Source organism: Thalassospira sp. GO-4 (assembly GCF_023588965.1).
Lineage (GTDB): Bacteria > Pseudomonadota > Alphaproteobacteria > Rhodospirillales > Thalassospiraceae > Thalassospira > Thalassospira povalilytica.
The window spans coordinates 2,516,301-2,538,609 of sequence record NZ_CP097807.1 but is presented as its reverse complement, the minus strand read 5'-3'; the positions used below and the strand labels follow the sequence as shown (position 1 = coordinate 2,538,609).

Annotated in this window: 20 protein-coding genes; 8 read left to right on the top strand and 12 right to left on the bottom strand. The window is 55.9% G+C overall.

All coding sequences use genetic code 11. From position 1 onward, the window contains the following. Positions 1 to 86 precede the first annotated feature (86 nt). From M9H61_RS11735 to fsa, 5 genes are all read right to left on the bottom strand, one after another. The gene (locus M9H61_RS11735; protein WP_250280566.1) at positions 87 to 692 is read right to left on the bottom strand and encodes a glutathione S-transferase family protein; all 606 of its coding nucleotides are present in this window, start codon (positions 690 to 692) and stop codon (positions 87 to 89) included. Between the two features lie 104 nt (positions 693 to 796). After that, the gene (locus M9H61_RS11730) at positions 797 to 1,090 is read right to left on the bottom strand and encodes a YrhK family protein (RefSeq protein ID WP_206928281.1); all 294 of its coding nucleotides are present in this window, start codon (positions 1,088 to 1,090) and stop codon (positions 797 to 799) included. 81 nt (positions 1,091 to 1,171) lie between these two features. Further along, a complete protein-coding gene (locus M9H61_RS11725; RefSeq protein ID WP_250280564.1) occupies positions 1,172 to 2,125 on the bottom strand; it encodes a tyrosine recombinase XerC in 954 nt (317 codons plus the stop codon). Next, positions 2,104 to 2,793: a DUF484 family protein gene (locus tag M9H61_RS11720; RefSeq protein WP_068519908.1), complete on the bottom strand. Its 690-nt coding sequence runs from the start codon at positions 2,791 to 2,793 to the stop codon at positions 2,104 to 2,106. Before M9H61_RS11720 ends, M9H61_RS11725 begins: the two co-directional genes overlap by 22 nt. 125 nt (positions 2,794 to 2,918) lie before the next feature. Further along, on the bottom strand, positions 2,919 to 3,575 hold the full coding sequence (fsa, locus tag M9H61_RS11715; RefSeq protein ID WP_068519907.1) for a fructose-6-phosphate aldolase: 657 nt from the start codon (positions 3,573 to 3,575) through the stop codon (positions 2,919 to 2,921). Positions 3,576 to 3,748: 173 nt separating this feature from the next. Here fsa and M9H61_RS11710 point away from each other — a divergent pair, with 173 nt between their 5' ends. Beyond that, entirely contained in the window at positions 3,749 to 5,980 is a 2,232-nt protein-coding gene (locus tag M9H61_RS11710; RefSeq protein ID WP_250280562.1) for a primosomal protein N', read from the top strand. Between the two features lie 16 nt (positions 5,981 to 5,996). Here M9H61_RS11710 and M9H61_RS11705 read toward each other — a convergent pair whose 3' ends face one another. Beyond that, a complete protein-coding gene (locus tag M9H61_RS11705) occupies positions 5,997 to 6,830 on the bottom strand; it encodes an ABC transporter substrate-binding protein (protein ID WP_250280560.1) in 834 nt (277 codons plus the stop codon). A 60-nt stretch (positions 6,831 to 6,890) separates the two neighbouring features. Here M9H61_RS11705 and M9H61_RS11700 point away from each other — a divergent pair, with 60 nt between their 5' ends. From M9H61_RS11700 to atpC, 6 genes are all read left to right on the top strand, one after another. Further along, entirely contained in the window at positions 6,891 to 7,214 is a 324-nt protein-coding gene (locus tag M9H61_RS11700; RefSeq protein ID WP_250280557.1) for a nucleotide pyrophosphohydrolase, read from the top strand. Positions 7,215 to 7,773: 559 nt separating this feature from the next. Then, a complete protein-coding gene (locus tag M9H61_RS11695; RefSeq protein ID WP_068519904.1) occupies positions 7,774 to 8,331 on the top strand; it encodes a F0F1 ATP synthase subunit delta in 558 nt (185 codons plus the stop codon). Then, the gene (gene atpA / locus M9H61_RS11690; protein ID WP_068519903.1) at positions 8,331 to 9,863 is read left to right on the top strand and encodes a F0F1 ATP synthase subunit alpha; all 1,533 of its coding nucleotides are present in this window, start codon (positions 8,331 to 8,333) and stop codon (positions 9,861 to 9,863) included. Before M9H61_RS11695 ends, atpA begins: the two co-directional genes overlap by 1 nt. A gap of 30 nt (positions 9,864 to 9,893) precedes the next feature. Continuing rightward, positions 9,894 to 10,784 carry a F0F1 ATP synthase subunit gamma gene (locus M9H61_RS11685; protein WP_068519902.1) on the top strand — a complete coding sequence of 297 codons (891 nt, stop codon included), beginning with the start codon at positions 9,894 to 9,896 and terminating at the stop codon, positions 10,782 to 10,784. 52 nt (positions 10,785 to 10,836) lie between these two features. Beyond that, complete coding sequence (gene atpD, locus M9H61_RS11680; protein ID WP_068519901.1) at positions 10,837 to 12,255, top strand: F0F1 ATP synthase subunit beta; 1,419 nt, start codon at positions 10,837 to 10,839, stop codon at positions 12,253 to 12,255. 41 nt (positions 12,256 to 12,296) lie between these two features. Next, on the top strand, positions 12,297 to 12,701 hold the full coding sequence (atpC, locus tag M9H61_RS11675) for an ATP synthase F1 subunit epsilon (RefSeq protein ID WP_068519900.1): 405 nt from the start codon (positions 12,297 to 12,299) through the stop codon (positions 12,699 to 12,701). Between the two features lie 3 nt (positions 12,702 to 12,704). On the opposite strand, the gene M9H61_RS11670 is transcribed toward atpC, so the two are convergent. The 5 genes from M9H61_RS11670 to M9H61_RS11650 form a co-directional block, all read right to left on the bottom strand. Next, positions 12,705 to 12,911 (bottom strand): hypothetical protein, encoded by a 207-nt coding sequence (locus M9H61_RS11670; RefSeq protein ID WP_250280555.1) that lies wholly within the window; start codon positions 12,909 to 12,911, stop codon positions 12,705 to 12,707. Positions 12,912 to 13,049: 138 nt separating this feature from the next. Next, positions 13,050 to 15,674 carry an ABC transporter permease gene (locus M9H61_RS11665; RefSeq protein WP_250280553.1) on the bottom strand — a complete coding sequence of 875 codons (2,625 nt, stop codon included), beginning with the start codon at positions 15,672 to 15,674 and terminating at the stop codon, positions 13,050 to 13,052. Positions 15,675 to 15,696: 22 nt separating this feature from the next. Continuing rightward, entirely contained in the window at positions 15,697 to 16,143 is a 447-nt protein-coding gene (locus M9H61_RS11660) for a response regulator (protein WP_068520018.1), read from the bottom strand. A gap of 463 nt (positions 16,144 to 16,606) precedes the next feature. Next, on the bottom strand, positions 16,607 to 17,845 hold the full coding sequence (ccmI, locus tag M9H61_RS11655; protein ID WP_250280551.1) for a c-type cytochrome biogenesis protein CcmI: 1,239 nt from the start codon (positions 17,843 to 17,845) through the stop codon (positions 16,607 to 16,609). Positions 17,846 to 17,867: 22 nt separating this feature from the next. Next, positions 17,868 to 19,850 (bottom strand): heme lyase CcmF/NrfE family subunit, encoded by a 1,983-nt coding sequence (locus M9H61_RS11650; RefSeq protein ID WP_114113195.1) that lies wholly within the window; start codon positions 19,848 to 19,850, stop codon positions 17,868 to 17,870. A gap of 235 nt (positions 19,851 to 20,085) precedes the next feature. On the opposite strand from M9H61_RS11650, the gene M9H61_RS11645 reads away from it, so the two are divergent. Next, entirely contained in the window at positions 20,086 to 21,066 is a 981-nt protein-coding gene (locus M9H61_RS11645) for a cation diffusion facilitator family transporter (RefSeq protein WP_228196060.1), read from the top strand. An 82-nt stretch (positions 21,067 to 21,148) separates the two neighbouring features. Here the strand turns inward: M9H61_RS11645 and M9H61_RS11640 are convergent, their stop codons facing one another. Continuing rightward, the gene (locus tag M9H61_RS11640) at positions 21,149 to 22,291 is read right to left on the bottom strand and encodes a ribonucleotide-diphosphate reductase subunit beta (protein ID WP_250280548.1); all 1,143 of its coding nucleotides are present in this window, start codon (positions 22,289 to 22,291) and stop codon (positions 21,149 to 21,151) included. Between the last annotated feature and the right edge of the window lie 18 nt (positions 22,292 to 22,309).

Below are 22,309 nucleotides of genomic sequence, written 5' to 3'. Positions count from 1 at the left end.
AGGCTCCGGGTTTTGGGAAATCGGGTCGTTATTGTTTGGGCATATGCGATCCCGCCTATCATGCCATGGGCGGGATCGATAAAAGATCAACCTTCGAACTTGGTCGCGTCAAAGGCCGGGACGCGCGCCCGGAAGGCATCAAGCCAGGCCACAAGCGCAGGATAGCTCGCGCGCCATTTGCCCTCAAAGCGCAAATCAAGATACCCGAGTGCACAGGCAATCGCGACATGCCCGATCGTAAGATCGCCTTCAAGCGATGGCGGGGTCTGGGAAAGTAGATCAAGCGATCGTTTGACCTTGTCTGCCTGATAGGACAGCCAGTCATCATGGCGCTTGTCTTCGGGGCGCATGCGGTTTTCATAAACCTGAAGAATCGCGGCATCAACAATGCCATCGCCAAGCGCCTGAAGCGTTAATGCTTCCCACCGGGCGTCGCTTTCGGTCGGATGCAGGGTGATGCCATCGACCTGCGCATCAAGATATTCGCAAATCACGCGGCTATCAAAAATCTTGCGGCCGTCATCCAGAATCAGGATCGGGATTTTGCCCAGCGGGTTCTGCTGGCGCAATGTGTCTTGCGGATCATTGGTGTTGGACATCTCGACGGTCAAACGGTCATAGATGCCAAGAATCTTGGCAACCATTTTGACTTTCCGGCCAAACGGCGACGGGCCACTGGAGCGCAGAATCATGATTTTCCTCCGGTCGAATCAATTGTTTGCGGGCAGTGTAAGGGGGAACTGCAAGCCGGTGGAAACGAAATTTTGCAAAATGCGCGCTAAGGCCAAAGCAGAGCTCAGCTTTGCGCGGACTGATCGGCATGCTGACGGTCGGTCTTGCCATCGCCAAGTCCCGAAAGATGCAGTTCGCGCGCCAGCCTTACAGCCGGGCGTGCCGCGAAAAGGACCGAGCCGATGATAAACAGCCACGTCCCGACATGCATCGTGGCCTTATCAAGAAACAGCACACTGCCGATGATGAACAACACCGCAGCAAGCAGATCGACTGTCGAATAGGCAATCTCATAGGCGCTATAGACCTGGCGGTGTTTCGGGCTGGCGTCAAAACGGCGTGAGCGAAACAGTTTCATGGCGGTCTCCCGTTGGGTGAATGATACAGTGCCAACGCATGGAAACCCGGATCGTTTCCGCCAAATTTCCGGAATGACGGTTTATCGCCGCCGCGCCCGGGGATGGGTGCCGTTATAGACTGCCATCAACTGTTCGGTATCGACCGCGGTATAGCGCTGGGTGGTCGAAAGCGACGCATGGCCGAGCAAATCCTGAATGGTGCGCAAATCCCCGCCACCGGCCAAAAGATGGGTAGCAAAGGAATGGCGCAACGCATGCGGGGTCGCCGTATCAGGCAGGTTCAAAAGTTCGCGGACCTTGCGCATTTCACGTTGGGCGACCTGTGCGACCAGCCGTTTGCCGCGCGCGCCGACAAAAAGCGGTTCATCACCGTCCGGGGCAAACGGGCAGGCGCGGATATAATCATCGATGGCATCACGCACAATCTGCAAGACCGGGACAAGGCGCTGTTTGTTACCTTTGCCGGTGATGACCATCGAATCCCCGGTCGGGCGTTGATTGGCATTCAGGTCCAGTGCTTCGGAAATACGTAGCCCGCAGCCATAAAGCAGGGTGAATAATGCCAGATTGCGTTTGCCAAGCCATGGCTCATCCTGCCAGGCATCGGCATTTTCAAGCACCGCCATCGCATCATCAGGCGTCAGCGGCTTGGGTGTGGATTGCGGAAGGCGCGGGTTGCGGATGGATTGCACGGCGGCATTTTGCCCGCGCCCGGACCGTTCGAGAAAACGGTAAAAATTGCGCAGCGATGACAGCGCACGCGCCGTTGATGTTTTGGCCATGCCATCCATGCTGCGCCGGGCCAGCCAGCTTCGAAAATCGCGCGGGTTCAGACGCAGCAAATCTTTCAGATCAGGGACCGCGCCAAGATGGTCGGTGACAAACCCCAAAAAGGCATAAAGGTCGGCCTGATAGTTTTCCGTGGTGTGATCGGATGCACGTTTTTCATCGCAAAGCCACCCCCGCCAGTCGGCAATGGCTTCGCGCAGGTCGTCGGGCAGTTTAAGGGCGATCAGACCGTTTGGGTCAGCCATCTGCGTACCCCGAACTCGATCACGGATGCCAGGAACATGATCAGATCATTGGCCTGGGCCGGGCTGAAATATCCCGGTTCCTTGACGCCAAATGCAACGATACCGACCGGATCGCCATAAAACGGTGCAAGGCGGACGATTGCTGCTGACCGGATTTCCTCGGCCCGCGGACCAAAGATCGCCTCATCCCCGGCATCATCAGGCAACAGCCATACATCCTGTTCTTCGCCAAGAACCTGATCAACCGCACCAACAACGAGGCGCCGGACACGGCCACCACAGCTTGGCACCGGGGCCTCGTCGCATTCTTCAAAGCACAGCGCAATCGCATCAAGATCAAGCAGTTCGGGCACAAGGTCCTGAAGTGCTTCGACAAAGGTTTCAAAACCGCGCGCATTCAGCAATGCCAGAACCGCACGGTGAATGCGGCTTTGGGTTTCAAGATTGGATTTGGAAATATTGATCAGTTCGCTGGTTGCGCCGCGCAGCTTTTCGCGTTCATCGCGCAGGCGCGCCACGACATATTGCTGCATGTCGGCAACGCCATTGCCCAACTCGCGCACCGGCAATTCAAGACTTTCAAGCAAGTCCGGACGCGTCGTAAAGAAATCTGGATTCTCGGCAAGGTAGTTGACGACATCGTCGGCGCGCAAAGCTGTCTTTTCCATCGGTTCCGGCTTGAAAAATTAGAAATAAAAAAACCGGCTGCCACAATGCGGGCAGCCGGGTTAAATGCATGTTAAAAACCGGCGCACCGCGCGGTTTTTATCTGTCGTGCCGGATACGGGACGGCTTAAAGGATCGACTGGCCGGTTTTTTCCCAATCCGCCAGGAAGGTCTCAAGACCCTTGTCGGTCAGCGGGTGTTTGGTCAACTGGCCAAGAACCTGCGGCGGGATGGTGACAACATCCGCACCAAGGCGTGCCGAGTCGACAACGTGCTGCGGGCCACGGGCCGAAGCAACCAGAACCTCGGTCGTCCAGTTCGGGTAGTTGTTGTAAACTTCACAGATGTCAGCAATCAGCTGCATGCCATCAGACGAAATGTCATCAAGACGGCCAACGAACGGCGACACATAGGTCGCGCCTGCTTTGGCAGCCAGGATCGCCTGACCAACCGAGAAGCAAAGGGTAACGTTGGTCTGGATGCCTTCGTCGGTGAAGGTACGGCAAGCTTTGAGGCCATCAGCCGTCAGCGGCAGCTTGACGACGACATTGTCGGCAATTTTCGCCAGTTTGCGGCCTTCGGCAACCATGGTGTCGTAGTCGGTCGCTGCAACTTCTGCGCTGACCGGGCCGTCGACAACGTCACAAATTTCCTTGATCAGTTCGAGAAACGGTCGGCCTGTTTTTGCTACCAGCGACGGGTTGGTGGTGACACCGTCCACGAGGCCGGACATGGCGAGTTCGCGGATTGCGTCGATGTCAGCGGTATCGATGAAAAACTTCATTGGATTTCCTGTTTAGGACCTGTTGTTCAATGATGCGGTTAGCTGCTAGGGTCAGAGCCATCTGATGACGGGACCAAACCCATGGCTGTGGGACCGTTTACGTCTTTGCCTGACGGCCCGGAACCCGCAAATCAGGTTCGGCGCTACAGGCAATCTCACGGGGTTTATAATATATGAGTGCCGCAAAGGCCACATCTGGAAATCTGTTTGCTGATGATCCGGCCTTTCAGGTAACCGCACAGACGATTTCTGTGTTGCCGCCGCTGCCTTTGGCGGGGCCGTATGATTATCTGGTGCCGGAAGGCATTTCTGTGGCACCCGGCGACTTTGTCGAAATTCCGCTGGGGCGCCAAACCCAGCGCGGTGTTGTCTGGGGACCGGCCAAGGGCGATGTCGAGTCGTCCAAACTGCGTGAAATTTACGGCGTTCTCCCGACCGAACCGATGGCCGATGTAACGCGCCGGTTCGTTGACTGGGTGTCGGCCTATACCATGGCCCCGCAAGGTGCCGTTTTGCGCATGGCAATGAGTGTGCCCGATGCCCTTGAGGCCCCCAAACCGATTTTCAGATTTACGCTCAATGCGGATTTTGATGCGGCGTCGCTGCGTATGACACCGCCGCGCAAACGCGTTCTGGCGTTTCTTGCCGATCATCCCCCCATGGAGCAGGGCGATATCCTGCGCGAAACCGGGGCCGGGGCCAGTGTGGTCAAGGGGCTGGTCGAAGCAGGTGCCGTACAACGCTTGATGGTGACCCCGCCTTCGCCGTTTGATCTGCCGGATCTTGAAATCCCGCGGCCCGATCTTTCGGACGAACAGACAGCGGCGGCAGATGCCCTGTGTGCACAGGTCGAAAGTGGCGGGTTTTCCTGTACCCTTCTTGATGGCATCACCGGATCAGGCAAGACCGAGGTCTATTTTGAACCGATCCGTGCCGCCCTTGCCGAGGGCAAGCAGGTGGTGGTCCTGTTGCCCGAAATCGCCCTTTCGGCTCAGTGGTTGCAACGTTTTCGCGACCGGTTCGGTGTGAACCCGGCCCTGTGGCATTCGGAAGTCGGGCAGGCGCGGCGTCGCGATACCTGGCGGGCGGTGGCAGACGGATCGGCAAAACTTGTGGTCGGGGCTAGGTCGGCCTTGTTCCTTCCCTATCACGATCTTGGTCTGATTGTGGTTGATGAGGAACATGAACATGCCTTCAAACAGGAAGATGGCGTGATTTATCACGCGCGCGACATGGCTGTGGCGCGGGCCCATCTTGGCAATATTCCGGTGGTGCTGGCATCGGCGACCCCATCGCTTGAAACTTTGGCCAATGTCGAAGCCGGCCGCTATCAGCGTGTCGAGCTTGGCAGCCGTCACGGGGTGGCGGTTTTGCCCAGTGTCGAAATCATCGATATCCGTTCGGACAAACCCGAACGCAATCGCTGGATCACGCCGACCCTGAAAAAGCGGCTGGTTGAAACCTTTGCCAGCGGGGAACAGGCGATGTTGTTCCTGAACCGGCGGGGGTATGCGCCATTGACCCTGTGCCGGGCCTGCGGGCATCGGTTCCAGTGCCCGAACTGTACGGCATGGCTGGTTGAACACCGCGCCTGGGGAAAGCTGCAATGCCATCATTGCGGCTATCAGGCCAAGGCCCCTGATACCTGCCCGGAATGCGGGGCCGAGGGCAAGCTTGCCCCATGCGGTCCGGGGGTGGAACGCCTGTTTGAAGAAGCGGTCGAAACCTTTCCCGATATCCGGGTCGAGGTCGCGACATCCGATAATATCATGGGGCCAAAGGCCGCCGCCGAACTGGTCAAGCGGGTTCATAACCATGAAGTCGATCTTTTGATCGGGACCCAGATCCTTGCCAAAGGGTATCACTTTCCGATGCTGACCCTGGTCGGGGTTGTCGATGCCGATCTTGGTCTGGCGGGCGGGGATTTGCGGGCGGCTGAGCGCAGTTATCAATTGCTGACCCAGGTCGCCGGGCGTGCCGGGCGTGGTGATCGACCGGGCACGGTCATTTTGCAAACAGCCGATCCGGCCAACCGGGTGATCAAGGCGATTGCAGCTGGTGATCGCGATGCCTTTAACGAGGTCGAGCTGTCCCAGCGCATGACCCATGGCATGCCCCCGCATGGGCGACTTGCTGCCCTTATCATCAGCGGCAAAAAGGAAAACGAAGTCGACGAAGCCGCCTGGCGGATCGGCCGGGCAGCGCCGCGTGGCGATGGCCTGATGATTTTGGGACCGGCACCAGCACCGCTATCGCTGTTGCGCGGGCGCTATCGCCGTCGTTTCCTGATCCGTGCGGATAAAGGGGTGAAGATGCAGGCGCTTATTCATGACTGGCTATCAAAGGTCAAAACACCGGGCAGTGTCCGCGTGCAGGTCGATATCGACCCGTATAGCTTCATGTAAAAATGATTGGATGCGGCTATTGGGAATATTGTGACTGCCACCAGTCCAGCCCGTCCGGGCCAAGGTAGCGTTCAAAAATTGCCAGCAGCCGCCCGTCATCGCGCATTTCACGGATGATTTCGTCATAGCGGGCCAGAAAAACCTGTTTGTCAGGGTAATCCGATGCCTTGGAAAACGGATTGTAATAAGCCGCCCGGCGCAGCGGTGGATACAAAAAGGCAATCTTGCTGCGTTCGCCGCTTTGGATGGTTTCAAAAACAGTGCTCAGATAATTGACCGGTACGGCGTCAAACCGTTCCTGCAACAGCATCGGAATCAAAAGATCGTTGCGGGCAACCGTTTCGATATCCAGTCCGGATTCCCAGAATGCCTGTGTATAGGAATAGCCGGCAGCAGCCCCGATCCGGACATTGGACAGATCGGAAAAGTCGGAAAACCGGATATGGTTGCTATCTTCCTTGCGAATGGCAAAACGCCAGTCAAGCAGCAAGTGGGCTTCTTGCGGATAGGTCAGAAAGCGTTCGCGTTCGTCATTCAGCGACAGGGTCAGCACAATATCGGATTGTCCCTGTTCGGCATTATGAAGCAACCGCCGACCGGTATCGACAAAGCGGAATGTGTAATCTGTGATCCCCATTTCGCGCAGAACTTCGGTCATGATATCGACATCGATGCCAAGCGCCTTGTCATTGGACCACCATTTAAGGGGCGGTTCGCTCAGACATTCGATAATCAGTGTTCGTGCTTGGGCGGTGCTGTATGAAAACACCAAGACACACAGGGTCAGGCAAACAACTGCCATCTTGAAGATGGCATTTGTTTCATGGCGTGTGTCGATCGGTTTTCTCATTTCTGTCGTCCGTTGTGGGCGGCGGGAACCGGTGCAACTTGATATAGACAGAGATTTAAAGTGAAAAAGCATTGCGAAAACAATAATGCACGGACCGAAAGCCAACAATCAATCTGTGCATGGGCGGAAGAAACCTTTGGTCCGGTGACCGATCCGAAAGCACTTTGGGATCGCGCCATGCTCGAAATGCATGAACTTGGTGATGCCATTGATCAGCGTGATCTGTCCGAAATCGGCAAAGAGGCCGCCGACGTGATGATATTGCTATATCGGCTGATGGATCAGTTCGGTATGGAACTCGGCGCGCAATGCGACGCCAAGATGGCCATCAACCGGTCGCGGAACTGGCAGTCAAACGGCGACGGTACCGGTTCTCATATCTGATGCCGGACATTCCGGTGCCCTGACGTGATGTCCTGGACACGCCTGTCTTTATATAAGTGCGGGATGCCCGGGCTTAATGTCCGCACCTGATGCCCACACCTGATGCCCACACCTAATGCCCACACCTAATTTAAACGCAGGATATCGGGGCGAAGTTTATCGGTTCATGGCCGTGCGCCGGGTATATCAGGTGTGAACTCGGTTACACTTTTGCCGGGCTTTGATCTGTTTTGAGCAGGTCGGCCAAAAAGAATGTTCGTCCAAATCGGGGGATTCGTCGCGAAAATAGCGTGATCGAATACCCAAAGTGCCGTTTGGTTGATAAGGGCGCGTTATAAAATAGTCGTACATCCCCCGCAAAAACGGGTGTTTTCGCGGTGTTTCGGGCCTTCTTTGCCAAAGAATGAAAAAGAGCGTCCAAATGCGCTTGCGCGGGGGTTGCCCACGCCATGGACATGTGATACCAAACGCTCGCTTCCCGGAAGGAGACCCTTTCGGGAGACCATTTTTTTATACGTATCCGAGTCGTTCTCATAACCAGAATTGAGGGCTTTCACCGGTGTCCCAAAATACTGCCGCGACCGGGCTCCAAGGGCGCTATGCCACTGCACTTTTTGACTTGGCCAATTCGGCCAAGCAGCTTGATGTTGTGAAAGGCGATCTTGAATTGCTCGACCAGGCCATCGCAAACAGCGATGACCTCCGGAATGTACTCCGCAGTCCCGTGATTTCCCGGGACGTGCAGGCCAAGGCGATGGCGGCTCTTCTGGACAAGCTTGGCGTTTCCGAGTTGACCAAGAAGACCGTAGGACTTCTGTCTCAGAAGCGTCGTCTGTTTGCCCTGCCGGGTGTTATCGATTCCTACCTTTCCATGCTCTCAGCTCACAATGGCGAAGTAACCGCACAGGTCACCTCGGCATCCGAGTTGAAAAAAGAGCAAATCGAAGCCGTTACCGGCGCTCTCAAAGAAGTTGTCGGCGCCACTGTCAAAGTGGACCTTAAAGTTGATCCGGCGGTTCTTGGCGGTCTTGTCGTCAAGGTCGGTTCCCGGGTTTTTGATGCCTCGCTTCGTACCAAACTGCAGAAGCTCGAGCTCGCTATGAAAGGGGTTGCGTGATGGAAATCCGCGCCGCGGAAATCTCCGCTATTCTCAAGGATCAGATTGCCAATTTTGGCGCTGAAGCCGAAGTTGCCGAAGTCGGTCAGGTTCTGTCCGTCGGTGATGGTATTGCCCGTGTTTACGGTCTGGACAACGTTCAGGCTGGTGAACTCGTTGACTTCCCGGGTGGTATTAAGGGCATGGCCCTTAACCTCGAAGAAGACAACGTTGGTGTCGTGATCTTCGGTTCTGACCGTTCGATCAAGGAAGGTGACCAGGTTAAACGTACTGGCGCCATCGTTGACGTTCCGGTTGGTAAAGAACTTCTCGGCCGCGTCGTTGACGCACTGGGTAACCCGATCGACGGTAAAGGCGATCTGGGAACCAAAGAACGTCGCCTTGCCGACGTCAAAGCACCGGGCATCATCCCGCGTAAATCGGTTCACGAGCCGGTACAGACCGGTATCAAGTCGATTGACTCCCTGATCCCGATCGGCCGTGGCCAGCGCGAGCTGATCATTGGTGACCGTCAGACCGGTAAAACCGCCATCATCGTTGACACCATTCTGAACCAGAAGCCGGTGAACGATGCAGCGAAATCCGACAGCGACAAGATGTTCTCCATCTATGTTGCAGTTGGTCAGAAACGTTCGACCGTTGCACAGGTTGTCAAGGTCCTCGAAGAGCGCGGCGCAATGGAAAACACCATTGTCGTTGCAGCTACCGCGTCCGACCCGGCGCCGATGCAGTTCCTGGCACCGTTCGTTGCTTGCGCAATGGGCGAGTACTTCCGTGACAACGGCATGCACGCAACCATCTTCTATGATGATCTGTCCAAGCAGGCAGTTGCATATCGTCAGATGTCCCTTCTGCTTCGCCGTCCGCCGGGACGTGAAGCATTCCCGGGTGACGTCTTCTATCTGCACTCCCGTCTGCTGGAACGTGCTGCGAAGATGAATGACGAAAACGGCGCTGGCTCGCTGACCGCACTTCCGGTCATTGAAACCCAGGGTAACGACGTTTCGGCGTTTATTCCGACCAACGTGATCTCGATCACCGACGGTCAGATCTTCCTTGAAACCGACCTGTTCTACAAAGGCGTACGCCCGGCTGTGAACGTTGGTCTGTCGGTTTCGCGTGTTGGTTCGTCCGCACAGATCAAAGCGATGAAGCAGGTTGCCGGCTCGATCAAGCTGGAACTCGCTCAGTATCGTGAGATGGAAGCATTCGCACAGTTCGCATCGGATCTTGATCCGGCAACCCAGAAACTTCTGGCCCGTGGTGCACGTCTGACCGAGCTGCTCAAGCAGCCGCAGTACTCGCCGCTCAAGGTCGAAGAGCAGGTCGTCGTGATCTATGCTGGTGTTAAAGGTTATCTCGACGGTATCGCAGTGAACAAAGTTCGCGCTTTCGAAGACCAGTTCCTGTCGGAAATTCGTTCCGCTGGTGCTGATATCCTCGATGCGATCCGCACCGAGAAGGTTCTGTCGGAAGACAGCGAAACCAAGCTTAAAGCGTTCCTCGACAAGTTCGCGAAAACCTTCGCGTAAGACTGAAACTTAGGCGAAGGAGGAAACGCAATGGCTAGTTTGAAGGATCTGCGCTCGCGCATTGCCAGCGTCAAATCGACGAGGAAGATTACCTCGGCGATGAAGATGGTGGCAGCCTCCAAGCTCCGTCGTGCACAGGATGCAGCCGAAGCAGCCCGTCCCTATGCTGAACGCATGGGGACGATGCTGGGTCGTCTTGCAGCCGCCGTCGGTAGCAATGAAGGCGCTCCGAAGCTTCTGGCCGGTTCGGGTAAAGACAATGTGCATCTGCTCGTTGTCTTCACCGCAGACCGTGGCCTTTGCGGTGGCTTCAACGCATCGATCGTCAAAGCTGCCCGTTTGAAAGCCAAGGCCCTGCAGGCCGAAGGCAAAACGGTCAAGCTGATCTGTGTTGGCCGCAAAGGCGCAGATGCGCTCAAGCGTGAATTTGGTGACAGTATTGTCGCCCGGTATACCGGCATCGAAGGCAAGAAGGGCATTGATTTCTCTTCTGCTTCCGAAGTTGGCGATAAAGTTCTGGCGCTGTATGACGAAGGCGAATTCGACGTCTGCACGATCTTCTACAACAAGTTCGTGTCCGCGATTTCGCAGGTGGCAACAGCACAGCAGCTCATCCCGTTTGTCGGTGAAGAAGCTGCTGAGCAGGAAGAAGCTACTGGTTCTTCTGCGGTTTATGATTACGAACCGTCCGAAGAAGCCATTCTGGCTGATTTGCTGCCGCGTAACGTTGGCGTCCAGATTTTCGGTGCAATGCTTGAAAGCAGCGCATCCGAGCACGGCGCGCGTATGTCCGCGATGGATAACGCAACCCGCAATGCCGGCGACATGATCGACCGACTGAGCATCCAGTACAACCGCTCACGTCAGGCTCAGATCACCAATGAACTGATTGAAATCATTTCCGGCGCCGAGGCTTTGTAAGCGGGTCGCAGGAAGTTAACGGATAGCTTTGTCCGAGCAGGAGACAATACCTATGGCGAACAAGAAGGCGGGGAAAATTTCCCAGGTAATGGGCGCCGTCGTCGACGTTAAATTCGACGGCGAACTGCCTCCCATTCTGAACGCGCTGCATGTTGACAACAACGGTCAGCGTCTGGTTCTCGAAGTTGCACAGCACCTTGGTGAAAATGCGGTCCGTACGATCGCAATGGACACCACCGAAGGTCTGAAGCGCGGTCAGGAAGTCATCGACACCGGTGACGCGATCTCGGTTCCGGTTGGTCCGGAAACCCTTGGTCGTATTCTGAACGTGATCGGCGAGCCGGTTGACGAACGTGGTCCGGTTACCGCGACCAAAACCGCACCGATCCACCGTGAAGCACCTGACTTCATCGATCAGGCAACCGACACCGAAATTCTGGTTACCGGCATTAAGGTCATCGACCTTATCGCACCGTACACCAAAGGTGGTAAAATCGGTCTGTTCGGTGGTGCAGGCGTTGGTAAAACCGTTCTGATCATGGAACTGATCAACAACGTTGCCAAAGGCCACGGCGGTTACTCTGTTTTCGCTGGTGTTGGTGAACGTACCCGTGAAGGTAACGACCTCTATCACGAGATGATGGAATCGGGCGTTATCAATCCGGAAGGCGAATCCAAAGCCGCACTGGTTTATGGCCAGATGAACGAACCCCCGGGAGCACGTGCACGTGTTGCTCTGACCGGTCTGACCCTTGCGGAATACTTCCGTGACGAAGAAGGCCAGGACGTTCTGTTCTTCGTTGATAACATCTTCCGCTTCACCCAGGCTGGTTCGGAAGTGTCGGCACTTCTCGGTCGTATCCCGTCTGCTGTGGGTTATCAGCCGACGCTGGCAACCGACATGGGTGCGCTGCAGGAACGTATTACCTCGACCAAAAAAGGTTCCATTACCTCGGTTCAGGCAATTTACGTCCCGGCCGATGACTTGACTGACCCGGCACCGGCAACCTCGTTTGCTCACCTTGATGCAACCACCACGCTGAACCGTCAGATTGCCGAGCTTGGCATCTATCCGGCAGTTGACCCGCTCGATTCCACCTCGCGTGCACTCGATCCGGGCGTGATTGGCAAGGAACACTACGAGACCGCTCGTGAAGTTCAGCGTGTTCTTCAGACCTACAAAGGTCTTCAGGACATCATCGCCATCCTCGGCATGGACGAGCTTTCGGAAGAAGACAAGCTGATCGTGGCACGTGCCCGTAAGATCCAGCGTTTCCTTTCGCAGCCGTTCCACGTTGCAGAAGTCTTTACCGGTACTCCGGGCGTGTTCGTTCAGCTCGAAGACACCATCAAGGCTTTCAAAGCGATCTGCGCTGGTGAATATGACCACATGCCGGAACAGGCATTCTACATGGTCGGCACCATCGAAGAAGCCATCGAAAAAGCCAAGAAGATGGCCGAAGCTGCCTAAGGCAGTTTCGGTCCCCCTCCGGCTAAGGAGCGAGGATTGTCATGACTGATACGACTGTACTGGAACTTGTTTCACCGTCTGCCCTGCTCAAATCAGAGCCGGTCGAGATGGTCGTTGTTCCGGGCACGGACGGGAATTTTGGTGTGCTGCCGAAGCATTCGCCGATGATCTCGACCATTCGTCCGGGTGTCATCGACATCTATGCAGGTGGTAAGGTTTCCGAACGTATCTTCGTCGCCGGTGGTGTCGCAGAGGTTAATCCCGAGCGTTGCACCATTCTGGCAGAAGAAGCGGTTCCGGTTGCCGATCTGAAAGCTGACGAAGCACAGGCACGTCTTGAGCAGGCAACTGCCGACCTCAAGGCAGCCAGCACTGCCCACGACAAGGCAAATGCCGAGCGCGCGCTCGAAATTGCCCGTGCACAGATTGCTGCCCTGACCAACTGATCGTCAGTTGAAATATTCCTGAAAAAGGCCGCCCTTGTGGGCGGCCTTTTTTGTTGGTGGTGTCTCGTTCTGATAGATGTCCATCACATGAAGGTGACACCATAATTCAGGATGCGCTGCGCATGGCTTTTGGATGGCTTCGCAGCGTCCCTGACCTTGTAATCGGGATATCTCCATACCGAATTTCGCAGCCTTGTTGCGCAGATTCATGCCGCAGTCATGCGTGGCATGGACGGGGCCTGCTATCTGCTTTGCTGTGGGGCAGGTGTGGCCCGGTCTGGCTCGGTCCAGCCTAGCCGAGCCCAGCCCACGATCAGCGGAGGTACCTGTCTGGTGTGGTCTCTGGTCCTATCCCCGACGCCAGCCCGACTGTGCCCGAAGGGATGCCTGTTGCAAAACCCATCCGCCACCAAACCCGATGATGCCGATCAGTGCCACGGCCCCTGCCGCAAGGGGCGCCATCATTACCGCGGTCTCAGCGACGTCGAATGATCCGATGCGCGATGCTGCAAGCACCGCGACACTTGTCCCGGCCACCGTGCCCAGAACCCCGCTTGCCGCAACTACAATGCCGGTTTCAAGCGCGCCTGTCCGAATGATTTGCCCCGGTCGAATACCAAGGGCACGCAGCATCGCAAGATTGGCCGCGCCATCCTGGCGCAGGGCAATCAACCCGGTCACAATCACCAGCAAGGCCCCGACGGTTGCCAATACCGTCAACAGCAACAGAACGCCGTGCACCCGGTCAAACAGGGTGCCAAGGCGATCCATGACATCCGATACCCGGATCATCGGAACGGCGGGAAACTGAGCGGCAAGGCGGCTGATCGCGGCGGCGGTATTTCGGGATGCGGATGACGGGACGAGGTCAATTGTCGTGATCACGCCATGGGTAAATGGCGGCTGCATCGGGGACAATACCATCGGAAAATCAAGGCCAAGGCGCGACCAGTCGATCTTGCGCAGATTGGCGATCTTTACGTCATGTCGCTGACCCAGAATATTGACCGAAATGCTGTCACCGAGCCCAAGACCAAGTGCACGGGCAATATCGGCATCAAGCGACACAAGGTTTGCATTGATGCTATCACCCGGCCACCAATCACCAGCCACAAGTTCGGCCTTTTGCAATGTTGCGTTTGGGTGACGCGCCCAGGACAGACCCCGGTCACCACGGATAAACCAGTGATAGCGTCGCGGTACCTGATCAAGGACAACCGGCTTGCCGTTAAGATGGGTTACCCGACCATGCACGAATGGCATTTGTTCGATGGCTTCCACCGATGGCACGGCAAGGGCGGCAGTTCGGAAAGTGGCCTGCTGATCCGGGGGCAGGTCAAAAAACACCAGATCGGGTGTTTCGGTTGGCAAGACGGATCTGAGGTGATGTCCCGCCAGTGCCCCGAACACAATGACCGCAAACAGGCATGTCACTGCCAGACCAAATGACGCGGCAACAGTGACCGTCGGGCTGGTCGGGCGGGCAATATTGCGCAGGGCCAGTTTCAAGGCTGGCGATCCCGCGCATCGATGTGCGGCCAGTGCTGAAACCTTGCGCACCAAAAATCCGACACCGATAAATCCCGACAGACACAGCACAAGCACCGCGATCAAAATACCGGAAAACCATCCAGGCCCGATCAGGCGCATTGCAAACCAGATAACAGCGATGGCCGATGTCAGGATTGCTGCGCGCAATAGCCACACCCCGGAATGTTGCGTGCCTGACCCGTGCGGCGTTTTGTCGGTCTGATGGCGAAACAACAGGGCCGGCTTGACCGCGCATGCCGCGTGTATCGGCCCGATTGACAGCAAAGCCACAAAACACGCAACAAAGCCCGTAATATCAGTCCATTGATGGACTGACGGGTTAAGTGTAACACCAAGGTTGCTTGCAAATATCGGGGCGATCATACCGGCCAAAAGTTGGGTGATAAATGCCGATACAATCAATGCCACAACCGAAATTCCCCCGACCAACCCGGCGATGGTGATGCCAAGTTGGCCCGGTCTGACCCCGACAGCGCGCATCAGGGCAAACTGGTCCTGCCGCCCGTTCAAATCGGATCGAATGGCGTTGGCAATGGCGCTCATTGAAATGGCAAAGATCGCAATGCCGATCAAACTGACAAAGGCTGTGGCGAACTCGCCGATCCGCTCGATACCCGGGATGCCATCAGCAGCATTCACAATGCGCCAGCCACTTTCGGGAAAGCGGGCTTCGATATCGGCGATCACTTGACTGTTGGGGCGGGGATCAGCTTGGCTGCGTTCCAGTCGGCTATACCAGTAAACCTGTTTGTCTGAAGATAGCAGGGCGTTCTTTCGATAGTCATCAAGCGATACGATAATGCGCGGTCCCAGTGAAAACAGCCTGAACTGTCGTTCCGGTTCGGCCAGCAACCCTGCGCGAATACGGTATTGCTGATCGCCGAGATGAATGACATCGCCGATCGAAAGTCCGCTTTGATCAAGAAAATCCTGATCAACGATTGCCCCGGGCAGGTTTTTGTTGCCACCGGCATGATCATCATCATCGTTTGCCAGAATGGCGCTGACCGGGCCGGGCCGCGAAAGCTTCACATCCCCGAAAAGCGGATATGTCCGGTCAACGGCCTTGAGTTCCGATAAAATTCCGGGTTGATCGGGTTTGGGGTGGATCATGACGCGTTGTTCGGCACTGACACCCACAATGCCGAAAGTTTCAAGGAACCCCAACTCCGCATCTGTTGGCGGTCGGTGAAACAGCCGTAACGAGATATCGCCACCGATTGTTTGTTCGGCCGACTGGCGCAGCGCATCGCGTACTGAATGGGTCATGCTGACCGTCAGTGACAGGGTGGTGATTGCAAACACCAGGGTCGCAAACAGCGCCCATATGCCCGCAGTCGGTCTGCGAAGCTGACAATGGACAAAGCGACCGATGGCTTTGCATGCGGCGGAACGAAAAGAAGATGATGGCAGGCGGGACATGCGCGTCTCGCTGGCAGGTGGGTTACGGAGTCGGGGTTAAAGCCAGCCCCAGCCAGAAGGATTCGATCATTTTCATCAGATCGATGAATTCTGTCACATCGACCGGTTTGCGCAAATAACAGTTTGCCCCGGCAGCATAGCAAAGATCAACATCGTGGTCCGCACCCGACGTGGTCAGAACAATGACGGGGATTGAAGCCGAATTGGGATCATTGCGGATATCGCGCAGCATTTCGCGACCGTCCTTGCGCGGCATATTGAGATCAAGAAGAATCAGGCGCGGGCGCGGCGCATTCCGATAGGGGCCGTCTTGCTGCAGGAATTGCAACGCTGTCGTGGCATCCTTGACGTGATGCAGCTCCACCGGGCGTTTGAATTCCCGAAGAGCTTCGCGCACAAGACGTGCGTCACCCGGATTATCTTCAATCAGCAACAGATTGTTCGTTATGCCATTTGCGTGAGCCGACATTGCACCCATTATCCAATCGGGTGGGTAGTTATCCTATACCCCGTCCCTGTTTCCCGCTCTGCGAATCTCTTGAATTATAAAAAGAAAAGAGAACGATGGTTCCCCAACCATCGACCGCACCCCATATCCTAGAATAGCAATTTGCTAAATTAGCTACCCTTAAGACTGGTTCTCATACTTTGACACGAAAATCAAATCAATAAGGCCTTGTTAAAGTAGAAATCATTATTCTTACGTATGAAATATAATATCTCATAAGTGGTGGTGGAAGGGGAGAAGGGATATTTTTATCACCGCCGTATCCGCCGTATTTCCGGGCGGATCATGATGGGTGAAAACGGGTGGTATCGCCCGGCTGGCAACGTGTCGGGGAATGGTTGCCAGGTTCATCAACTGCAAACAGTTTTACAGCGCCATTCCGCGAATTTCCAGCCCCGATCATCGGGAGCGGCTTGGTCGGGATCTAGTTTGCTGTGATCCCGATCTCTTTTGCCAATGCATCAAACCGGGCGACGAGGTCGGGCTGATCGGCAAACACATCCGATGCCTTCTGATAGGCGGCCTGTGCCTTGTCCTGTTTCCCCAGAACCATATAGGCCTGCATCAGCCGTGCCCAGCCTTCCGGATCGTCCGGATTGCCGTCAAGACGATCGGCCAGTCCATCGACCATCGAATTGATCATGTCCTGACGTTCTTCGGGTGTCATTTGCTGGGCTGCGGCGACATCGTCCTGGCTTGGACCATTGGATGGCGCGGCCTTTGCGACATCAAGTCGCCCTTCGATATCAATTCCCTGGGCAAGGGCGGCATCCTTGATCCGGGCAACCACCATCGGCAACCATCCAGCATCAGCCGGGGCACTGTTGGCAAGCGCGATCCAGCGATCAACAGCCGCGGCAATATTGCCATCCTGTGCATCGGCAAGGCCCAGATAATACTGGATGCGCGGGTCGCCGCTTTGGGTTGTCGCGGCTTCTTTAAGGACACCGCGTGCGGTCGCATTGATCTGGCCATTGTCGCCCCGGATCAGGCTTTCGGCATACATGGCAAGATAATCGCCATCGCGATCAGACAGTTTGACGGCCTCAAGAAACGCAGTCTGTGCCTCGACCGGGCGGCCAAGCGCCATCAGGCTGGCGCCAAGCAGTTCCCACCCCTTAAGGTTTTCCGGATCGGCAATCAGCTTTTGCGAAAGATCACTGACCGCACGGTTGAGTGCGGCAAGCCGGTTGCTATTGATCGATTCTGCCTGTTGGATGGCATTGATTTCATCAGCCCGGCTGGCAATCGGGCGGTCGGGCATATCGGGGCTGCCAAGATCAAGATAAAGCCCGAACCCGCCAATCAGAAACAGCACAATCGCAAGGGCGGAATATATCCGAAGTGACGGCTTGCCGATGCCGGATGTCGCCCCACTTTCCCGGGCCTTGATGCGCTGATCCGCATTCAGGATACGGCGTTGTACTTCGATACGTGCCGCATTGGCCTGTTCGGTACTCAGGACACCGCGTTCGATATCGCGCTCGATCTCGGCCAGTTGGTCACGATAAACCGCAAGATCATGGTTCAGTTCACTGTTGCCGTTTTGATCGTCGTCATCAGACGCAGCATCGGCACCCGTTTCACGCTGACGCAGGACCGGCCAAAGAACAAAGCCCGCAACAAGAAGCGTAATGGCGGCAAGAACAATCCAGATGGTCATGAAGGTTTCCTAGCCCTGACGCTTATTCTGCGGGAACGGCTTTGGCCGCTGCCTTGTGGGAACGGGTCGGTGCACCAATCCGGTAACGTCTGTCCGAAAGCGACATCAGCCCGCCAAACACCATGATCAGGCCACCTGCCCACATCCACGGGATCATCGGTTTGACATAGAACCGCGTGATCCACTTGCCGCTTTCATCCTGATCGCCGATCACGGCATAGATATCGCCGGTAAAGCTTGATTGAATCCCGGCCTCGGTGGTGGGCATGCCTTCGACCGTATAGACACGTTTTTCAGGTGTCAGAATGACCGTGCGTTCACCCGGTGTGGCAATGGTGATGGTTGCTTCACGGGCGACAAAGTTCGGCCCCTGATATTCCCGGATCGCGCTAAGCGTAAAGGTATGATCGGCAATTTGTGCACTTTCCCCGACCGCAAGCGACTGCACGGCTTCTTCGGTCCAGGCTTGTGATCCGGTAATCCCGGCAACCACGATTGCCACCCCGGCATGGGCCAGCATGGTGCCATGGGCCGAACGCGGAAGGTTCTTCATCCGGCGCAGACTGGTGGCGAACGGTTCGCGCAAAAGTTTGATCCGCCCGGCCCATTCAAGGATCGATCCGACAAACAGCCAGGTCGCCAGTCCAAGCCCGAACAGGGCAAAGGCCGGCCCGCCGGCAAGCCACAAGGTGACCAGAACGACCACAACCGTTGCCGCCAGCGCGATCTTGAGCTTGTTGAACACGCCCAAAAGGTCGGCACGTTTCCATGGCATCAGCGGACCCAGTGCCATGGCAATGATGACCGGGGTCATGATCGGCACAAAGGTCGCGTTGAAGAACGGCGCGCCTACTGAAATCTTTTCCCCGGTCACGGTTTCAAGCAACAGCGGATAAAGCGTGCCCAGCAACACCATGGCCGCCGCAATCGAAAGCAGCACATTGTTAAACACAAGTGCGCCTTCGCGTGAAATCGGCTGGAACAGTCCGCCACCCCGAAGGTTGGGCGCACGCCATGCATAAAGGCCAAGCGACCCGCCAACCGTAATAAACAGCAAGAACAGAATAAACACGCCACGCGTCGGATCGGTGGCAAAGGCATGAACCGATGTCAGCGCCCCGGAACGCACCAGAAACGTTCCAAGCAGCGAGAACGAAAACGCCAGGATCGCCAAAAAGATCGTCCAGCTTTTCAGCGCATCACGCTTTTCGACCACAATCGCCGAATGCAACAGCGCCGTACCGGCAAGCCAGGGCATGAAGGATGCGTTTTCCACCGGATCCCAGAACCACCAGCCGCCCCAGCCAAGCTCGTAATAGGCCCACCAGGAACCAAGCCCGATCCCGGCGGTCAGAAACACCCATGCCGCCAGTGTCCATGGACGGACCCAGCGTGCCCATGCCGGATCAACCCGTCCTTCAATCAGGGCGGCAACTGCAAAGGCAAAGGCAACGGAAAACCCGACATAGCCCAGATACAGGAAGGGCGGATGGATGGCGATGCCCGGGTCTTGCAGCAACGGGTTCATGCCCTCGCCGTCAAGCGGCGGGTTGATCACGCGCTCAAACGGGTTTGAGGTCAGAACGATAAACAGAATGAAGCCAACACCAATCAGGCCCATCACGCCCAGCACGCGGGCCAGAAGCGTTGGCGGAAGATTGCGCCCGAATGCGGCAACCGCACCACCAAACAGGGTCAGGATCATTACCCAAAGCAGCATCGATCCTTCGTGATTCGCCCACACACCGGTGATCTTGTAGATCATCGGTTTGGAGGTATGGCTGTTCGACAGAACATTGAGAACTGAGAAATCAGACGCCACATATGCATAGGTCAGCGCCAGAAAACTGGCGGCGACCAGCGCAAAACAGGTGATCGCCAGTCGCGGCGCCACCATCAAAAGAACCGGGTCTCTGCGCGATGCGGCCAAAAACGGCAAGGTCGACTGGGCGAGTGCCACAACAAGTGACAATATCAGTGCGTAATGTCCGATCTCTACAATCATTAGGTTCTCTCTTGTGCGCCCGATTGCGAGATATAATCCCTTAAAACAGGCTTGGAAACCTTGCGGAATATCAAATATGCGCTATTTGCTGCACAACGCTGGGCGAAAATATGGCAATAGTCATTACATATTATGCTCAAACAGGCTATAAAACCGCTGTCAGGTGGCAGATTGGGCGGCCAGAGGTCAACAACGTATGAGTCAATGTCCCGTCATTGACATAGCGCAGAAAGAAATGTGGGCACGTCGTGCAACGACGGCCTCCATTGTCATTGCTGCGACCCTGATCATCATCAAGGCTGTTGGCTGGTTCCTGACGGACTCGGTTAGTCTGCTGTCCTCCATGATTGATAGTATGCTTGATGTCGGCACGTCTGTGATCAACTTCATGGCGGTCCGTTCGGCATGGCGCCCGGCCGATCATGATCACCGTTTCGGCCATGGCAAGGCAGAACCCCTTGCCGGGCTGTTTCAGTCGGCCTTCATGATCGGGGCGGCTGTTCTGGTCCTGGCAGAGGCCGCATCAAGGCTCAATGAACCCAAACAGATTTCCTTTGCCTATGAAGGCATCTGGATCATGGCAGTGTCACTTGTCATGACAGTCGGTCTGGTACTTTTGCAGCGCAAGGCGGTGCGAATGTCGGGCTCGGTGGCGGTTGATGCCGATTCCATGCATTATAGCAGCGACATTCTGGCCAATCTTGCCGTGATCATTGCCCTGTTTGCCGGGGTATCGGGATTTGCCTGGGCCGATCCGGCAATCGGCGCACTGGTGGCAAGCTTCCTGCTGTTTTCCGCGATCAAGGTCGGACGCAATTCGGTCAAGGTCCTGATGGATGCGGAACTGCCCGATTCCGACAGCCAGCGCATTATTGAACTGACCATGAAAAACGCATCGGTGATCGGCATTCACCGCCTGCGCACACGGTCATCGGGCGTGCATCGCTTTGCCGAGATCGAACTGATCATGGATGGCGGGATGTTGATGCGCGAAGCCCACACCATCTGCCATCAGGTAATGGACAGCATCCGTTCCGAATATCCCGATCTTGATATCACCATCCATCCCGAACCGCCCGAAGACATCCATCTCGATGAATATAGCGGCTATACCGAAGACCCGGAATTCTGGCACACCGGTCGCGCCAAACGCGCCGGCCAACACGACATCCCGGTGTCCAACGCCGGAAGCGAAGTCGCCGCGATGGGGCGCTAACCGCCAAAAGACTAGGCTTGAATGAAAACGGCTGGAAACATGTTCCCAGCCGTTTTGTTTATGATGATGTTGGGTGTGGCAATCAGTCCCAGCTAAGCGCGCCGCCGTTCTGATATTCGATCACCCGGGTTTCAAAGAAGTTCTTTTCCTTTTTAAGATCCATGGCTTCTGACATCCAGGGGAATGGATTTTCGACCTCGTTAAACACCGGGGCAAGGCCAAGCTGACCACAACGGCGGTTGGCGATGAAATGCATATATTGCTCACAGAGCTCGGCATTCAGGCCAAGGAAGCCATTGGGCATGGTGTCGCGTCCATAGGCCGCTTCAAGTTCGGCAGCGTCACGCAACATCGCACGAATTTCTTCCTGAAATTCCGCTGTCCAAAGATGCGGGTTTTCAGCCTTGATCTGGTTGATGACATCAATCCCGAAATTGAGATGGATGCTCTCGTCACGCAGGATGTACTGATATTGTTCGGCGATACCGACCATCTTGTTGCGCCGGCCAAGTGACAGGATTTGCGCAAATCCGGTGTAAAACCACATGCCTTCAAACACGACATAGAACGCCACCAGATCGCGCAGGAAATCCTGATCGCGTTCGGGCGTGCCGGTGGCAAAATTCGGATCATCAAGGTGCTTGGTATAATTTAACGCCCATGCCGCCTTGTCGGTGATTGACGGCACTTCGCGGTACATGTTGAAAAGCTCGCCCTCATCCAGACCCAGGCTTTCGACGATATACTGGAAGGTGTGGGTATGAACCGCTTCCTCGAAGGCCTGACGTAAAAGATACTGGCGGCATTCCGGGTTGGTCAGGTGGCGATAAATTGCCAGAACGATGTTGTTGGCAACAAGGCTTTCGGATGCGGCAAAGAAACCCAGATTACGTTTCAGCATCCGACGTTCATCATCGGTCAGACCATCGCGCGATTTCCATAATGCAATGTCGGCCTGCATGGAAACTTCGGTCGGCATCCAGTGATTGTTGCAACCCGCAAGGTACTTGTCCCAGGCCCAGCCGTATTTAAGCGGCAGAAGCTGGTTCACATCGGCCCGCGAATTGATCATCGCCTTGTCACTGACCGTGACACGACCGCCGGAACGGTCAATCTCTCCAAGGCCGGTAGCATCATTTGTGTTGTCACCGGTGTCGGGTGAAGCCGGGGCGTCGGTTGTGTGGTTGGACGCGATCGGGGCGTCGTTTTCAATCCAGTCAAGCATGGTTCTTCTTCCGGTTTC

What these genes read in the sequence shown, in the direction of transcription:
- M9H61_RS11735 (WP_250280566.1), bottom strand. Translation starts at nt 692, where the DNA reads ATGATTCTGCGCTCCAGTGGCCCGTCGCCGTTTGGCCGGAAAGTCAAA.
- M9H61_RS11685 (WP_068519902.1), top strand. Translation starts at nt 9,894, where the DNA reads ATGGCTAGTTTGAAGGATCTGCGCTCGCGCATTGCCAGCGTCAAATCG.
- M9H61_RS11660 (WP_068520018.1), bottom strand. Translation starts at nt 16,143, where the DNA reads ATGTCGGCTCACGCAAATGGCATAACGAACAATCTGTTGCTGATTGAA.
- M9H61_RS11710 (WP_250280562.1), top strand. Translation starts at nt 3,749, where the DNA reads ATGAGTGCCGCAAAGGCCACATCTGGAAATCTGTTTGCTGATGATCCG.
- atpC (WP_068519900.1), top strand. Translation starts at nt 12,297, where the DNA reads ATGACTGATACGACTGTACTGGAACTTGTTTCACCGTCTGCCCTGCTC.
- atpA (WP_068519903.1), top strand. Translation starts at nt 8,331, where the DNA reads ATGGAAATCCGCGCCGCGGAAATCTCCGCTATTCTCAAGGATCAGATT.
- M9H61_RS11705 (WP_250280560.1), bottom strand. Translation starts at nt 6,830, where the DNA reads ATGAGAAAACCGATCGACACACGCCATGAAACAAATGCCATCTTCAAG.
- atpD (WP_068519901.1), top strand. Translation starts at nt 10,837, where the DNA reads ATGGCGAACAAGAAGGCGGGGAAAATTTCCCAGGTAATGGGCGCCGTC.
- M9H61_RS11640 (WP_250280548.1), bottom strand. Translation starts at nt 22,291, where the DNA reads ATGCTTGACTGGATTGAAAACGACGCCCCGATCGCGTCCAACCACACA.
- M9H61_RS11720 (WP_068519908.1), bottom strand. Translation starts at nt 2,793, where the DNA reads ATGGAAAAGACAGCTTTGCGCGCCGACGATGTCGTCAACTACCTTGCC.
- M9H61_RS11670 (WP_250280555.1), bottom strand. Translation starts at nt 12,911, where the DNA reads ATGAATCTGCGCAACAAGGCTGCGAAATTCGGTATGGAGATATCCCGA.
- M9H61_RS11645 (WP_228196060.1), top strand. Translation starts at nt 20,086, where the DNA reads ATGTGGGCACGTCGTGCAACGACGGCCTCCATTGTCATTGCTGCGACC.
- M9H61_RS11650 (WP_114113195.1), bottom strand. Translation starts at nt 19,850, where the DNA reads ATGATTGTAGAGATCGGACATTACGCACTGATATTGTCACTTGTTGTG.
- M9H61_RS11665 (WP_250280553.1), bottom strand. Translation starts at nt 15,674, where the DNA reads ATGTCCCGCCTGCCATCATCTTCTTTTCGTTCCGCCGCATGCAAAGCC.
- fsa (WP_068519907.1), bottom strand. Translation starts at nt 3,575, where the DNA reads ATGAAGTTTTTCATCGATACCGCTGACATCGACGCAATCCGCGAACTC.
- M9H61_RS11725 (WP_250280564.1), bottom strand. Translation starts at nt 2,125, where the DNA reads ATGGCTGACCCAAACGGTCTGATCGCCCTTAAACTGCCCGACGACCTG.
- M9H61_RS11730 (WP_206928281.1), bottom strand. Translation starts at nt 1,090, where the DNA reads ATGAAACTGTTTCGCTCACGCCGTTTTGACGCCAGCCCGAAACACCGC.
- ccmI (WP_250280551.1), bottom strand. Translation starts at nt 17,845, where the DNA reads ATGACCATCTGGATTGTTCTTGCCGCCATTACGCTTCTTGTTGCGGGC.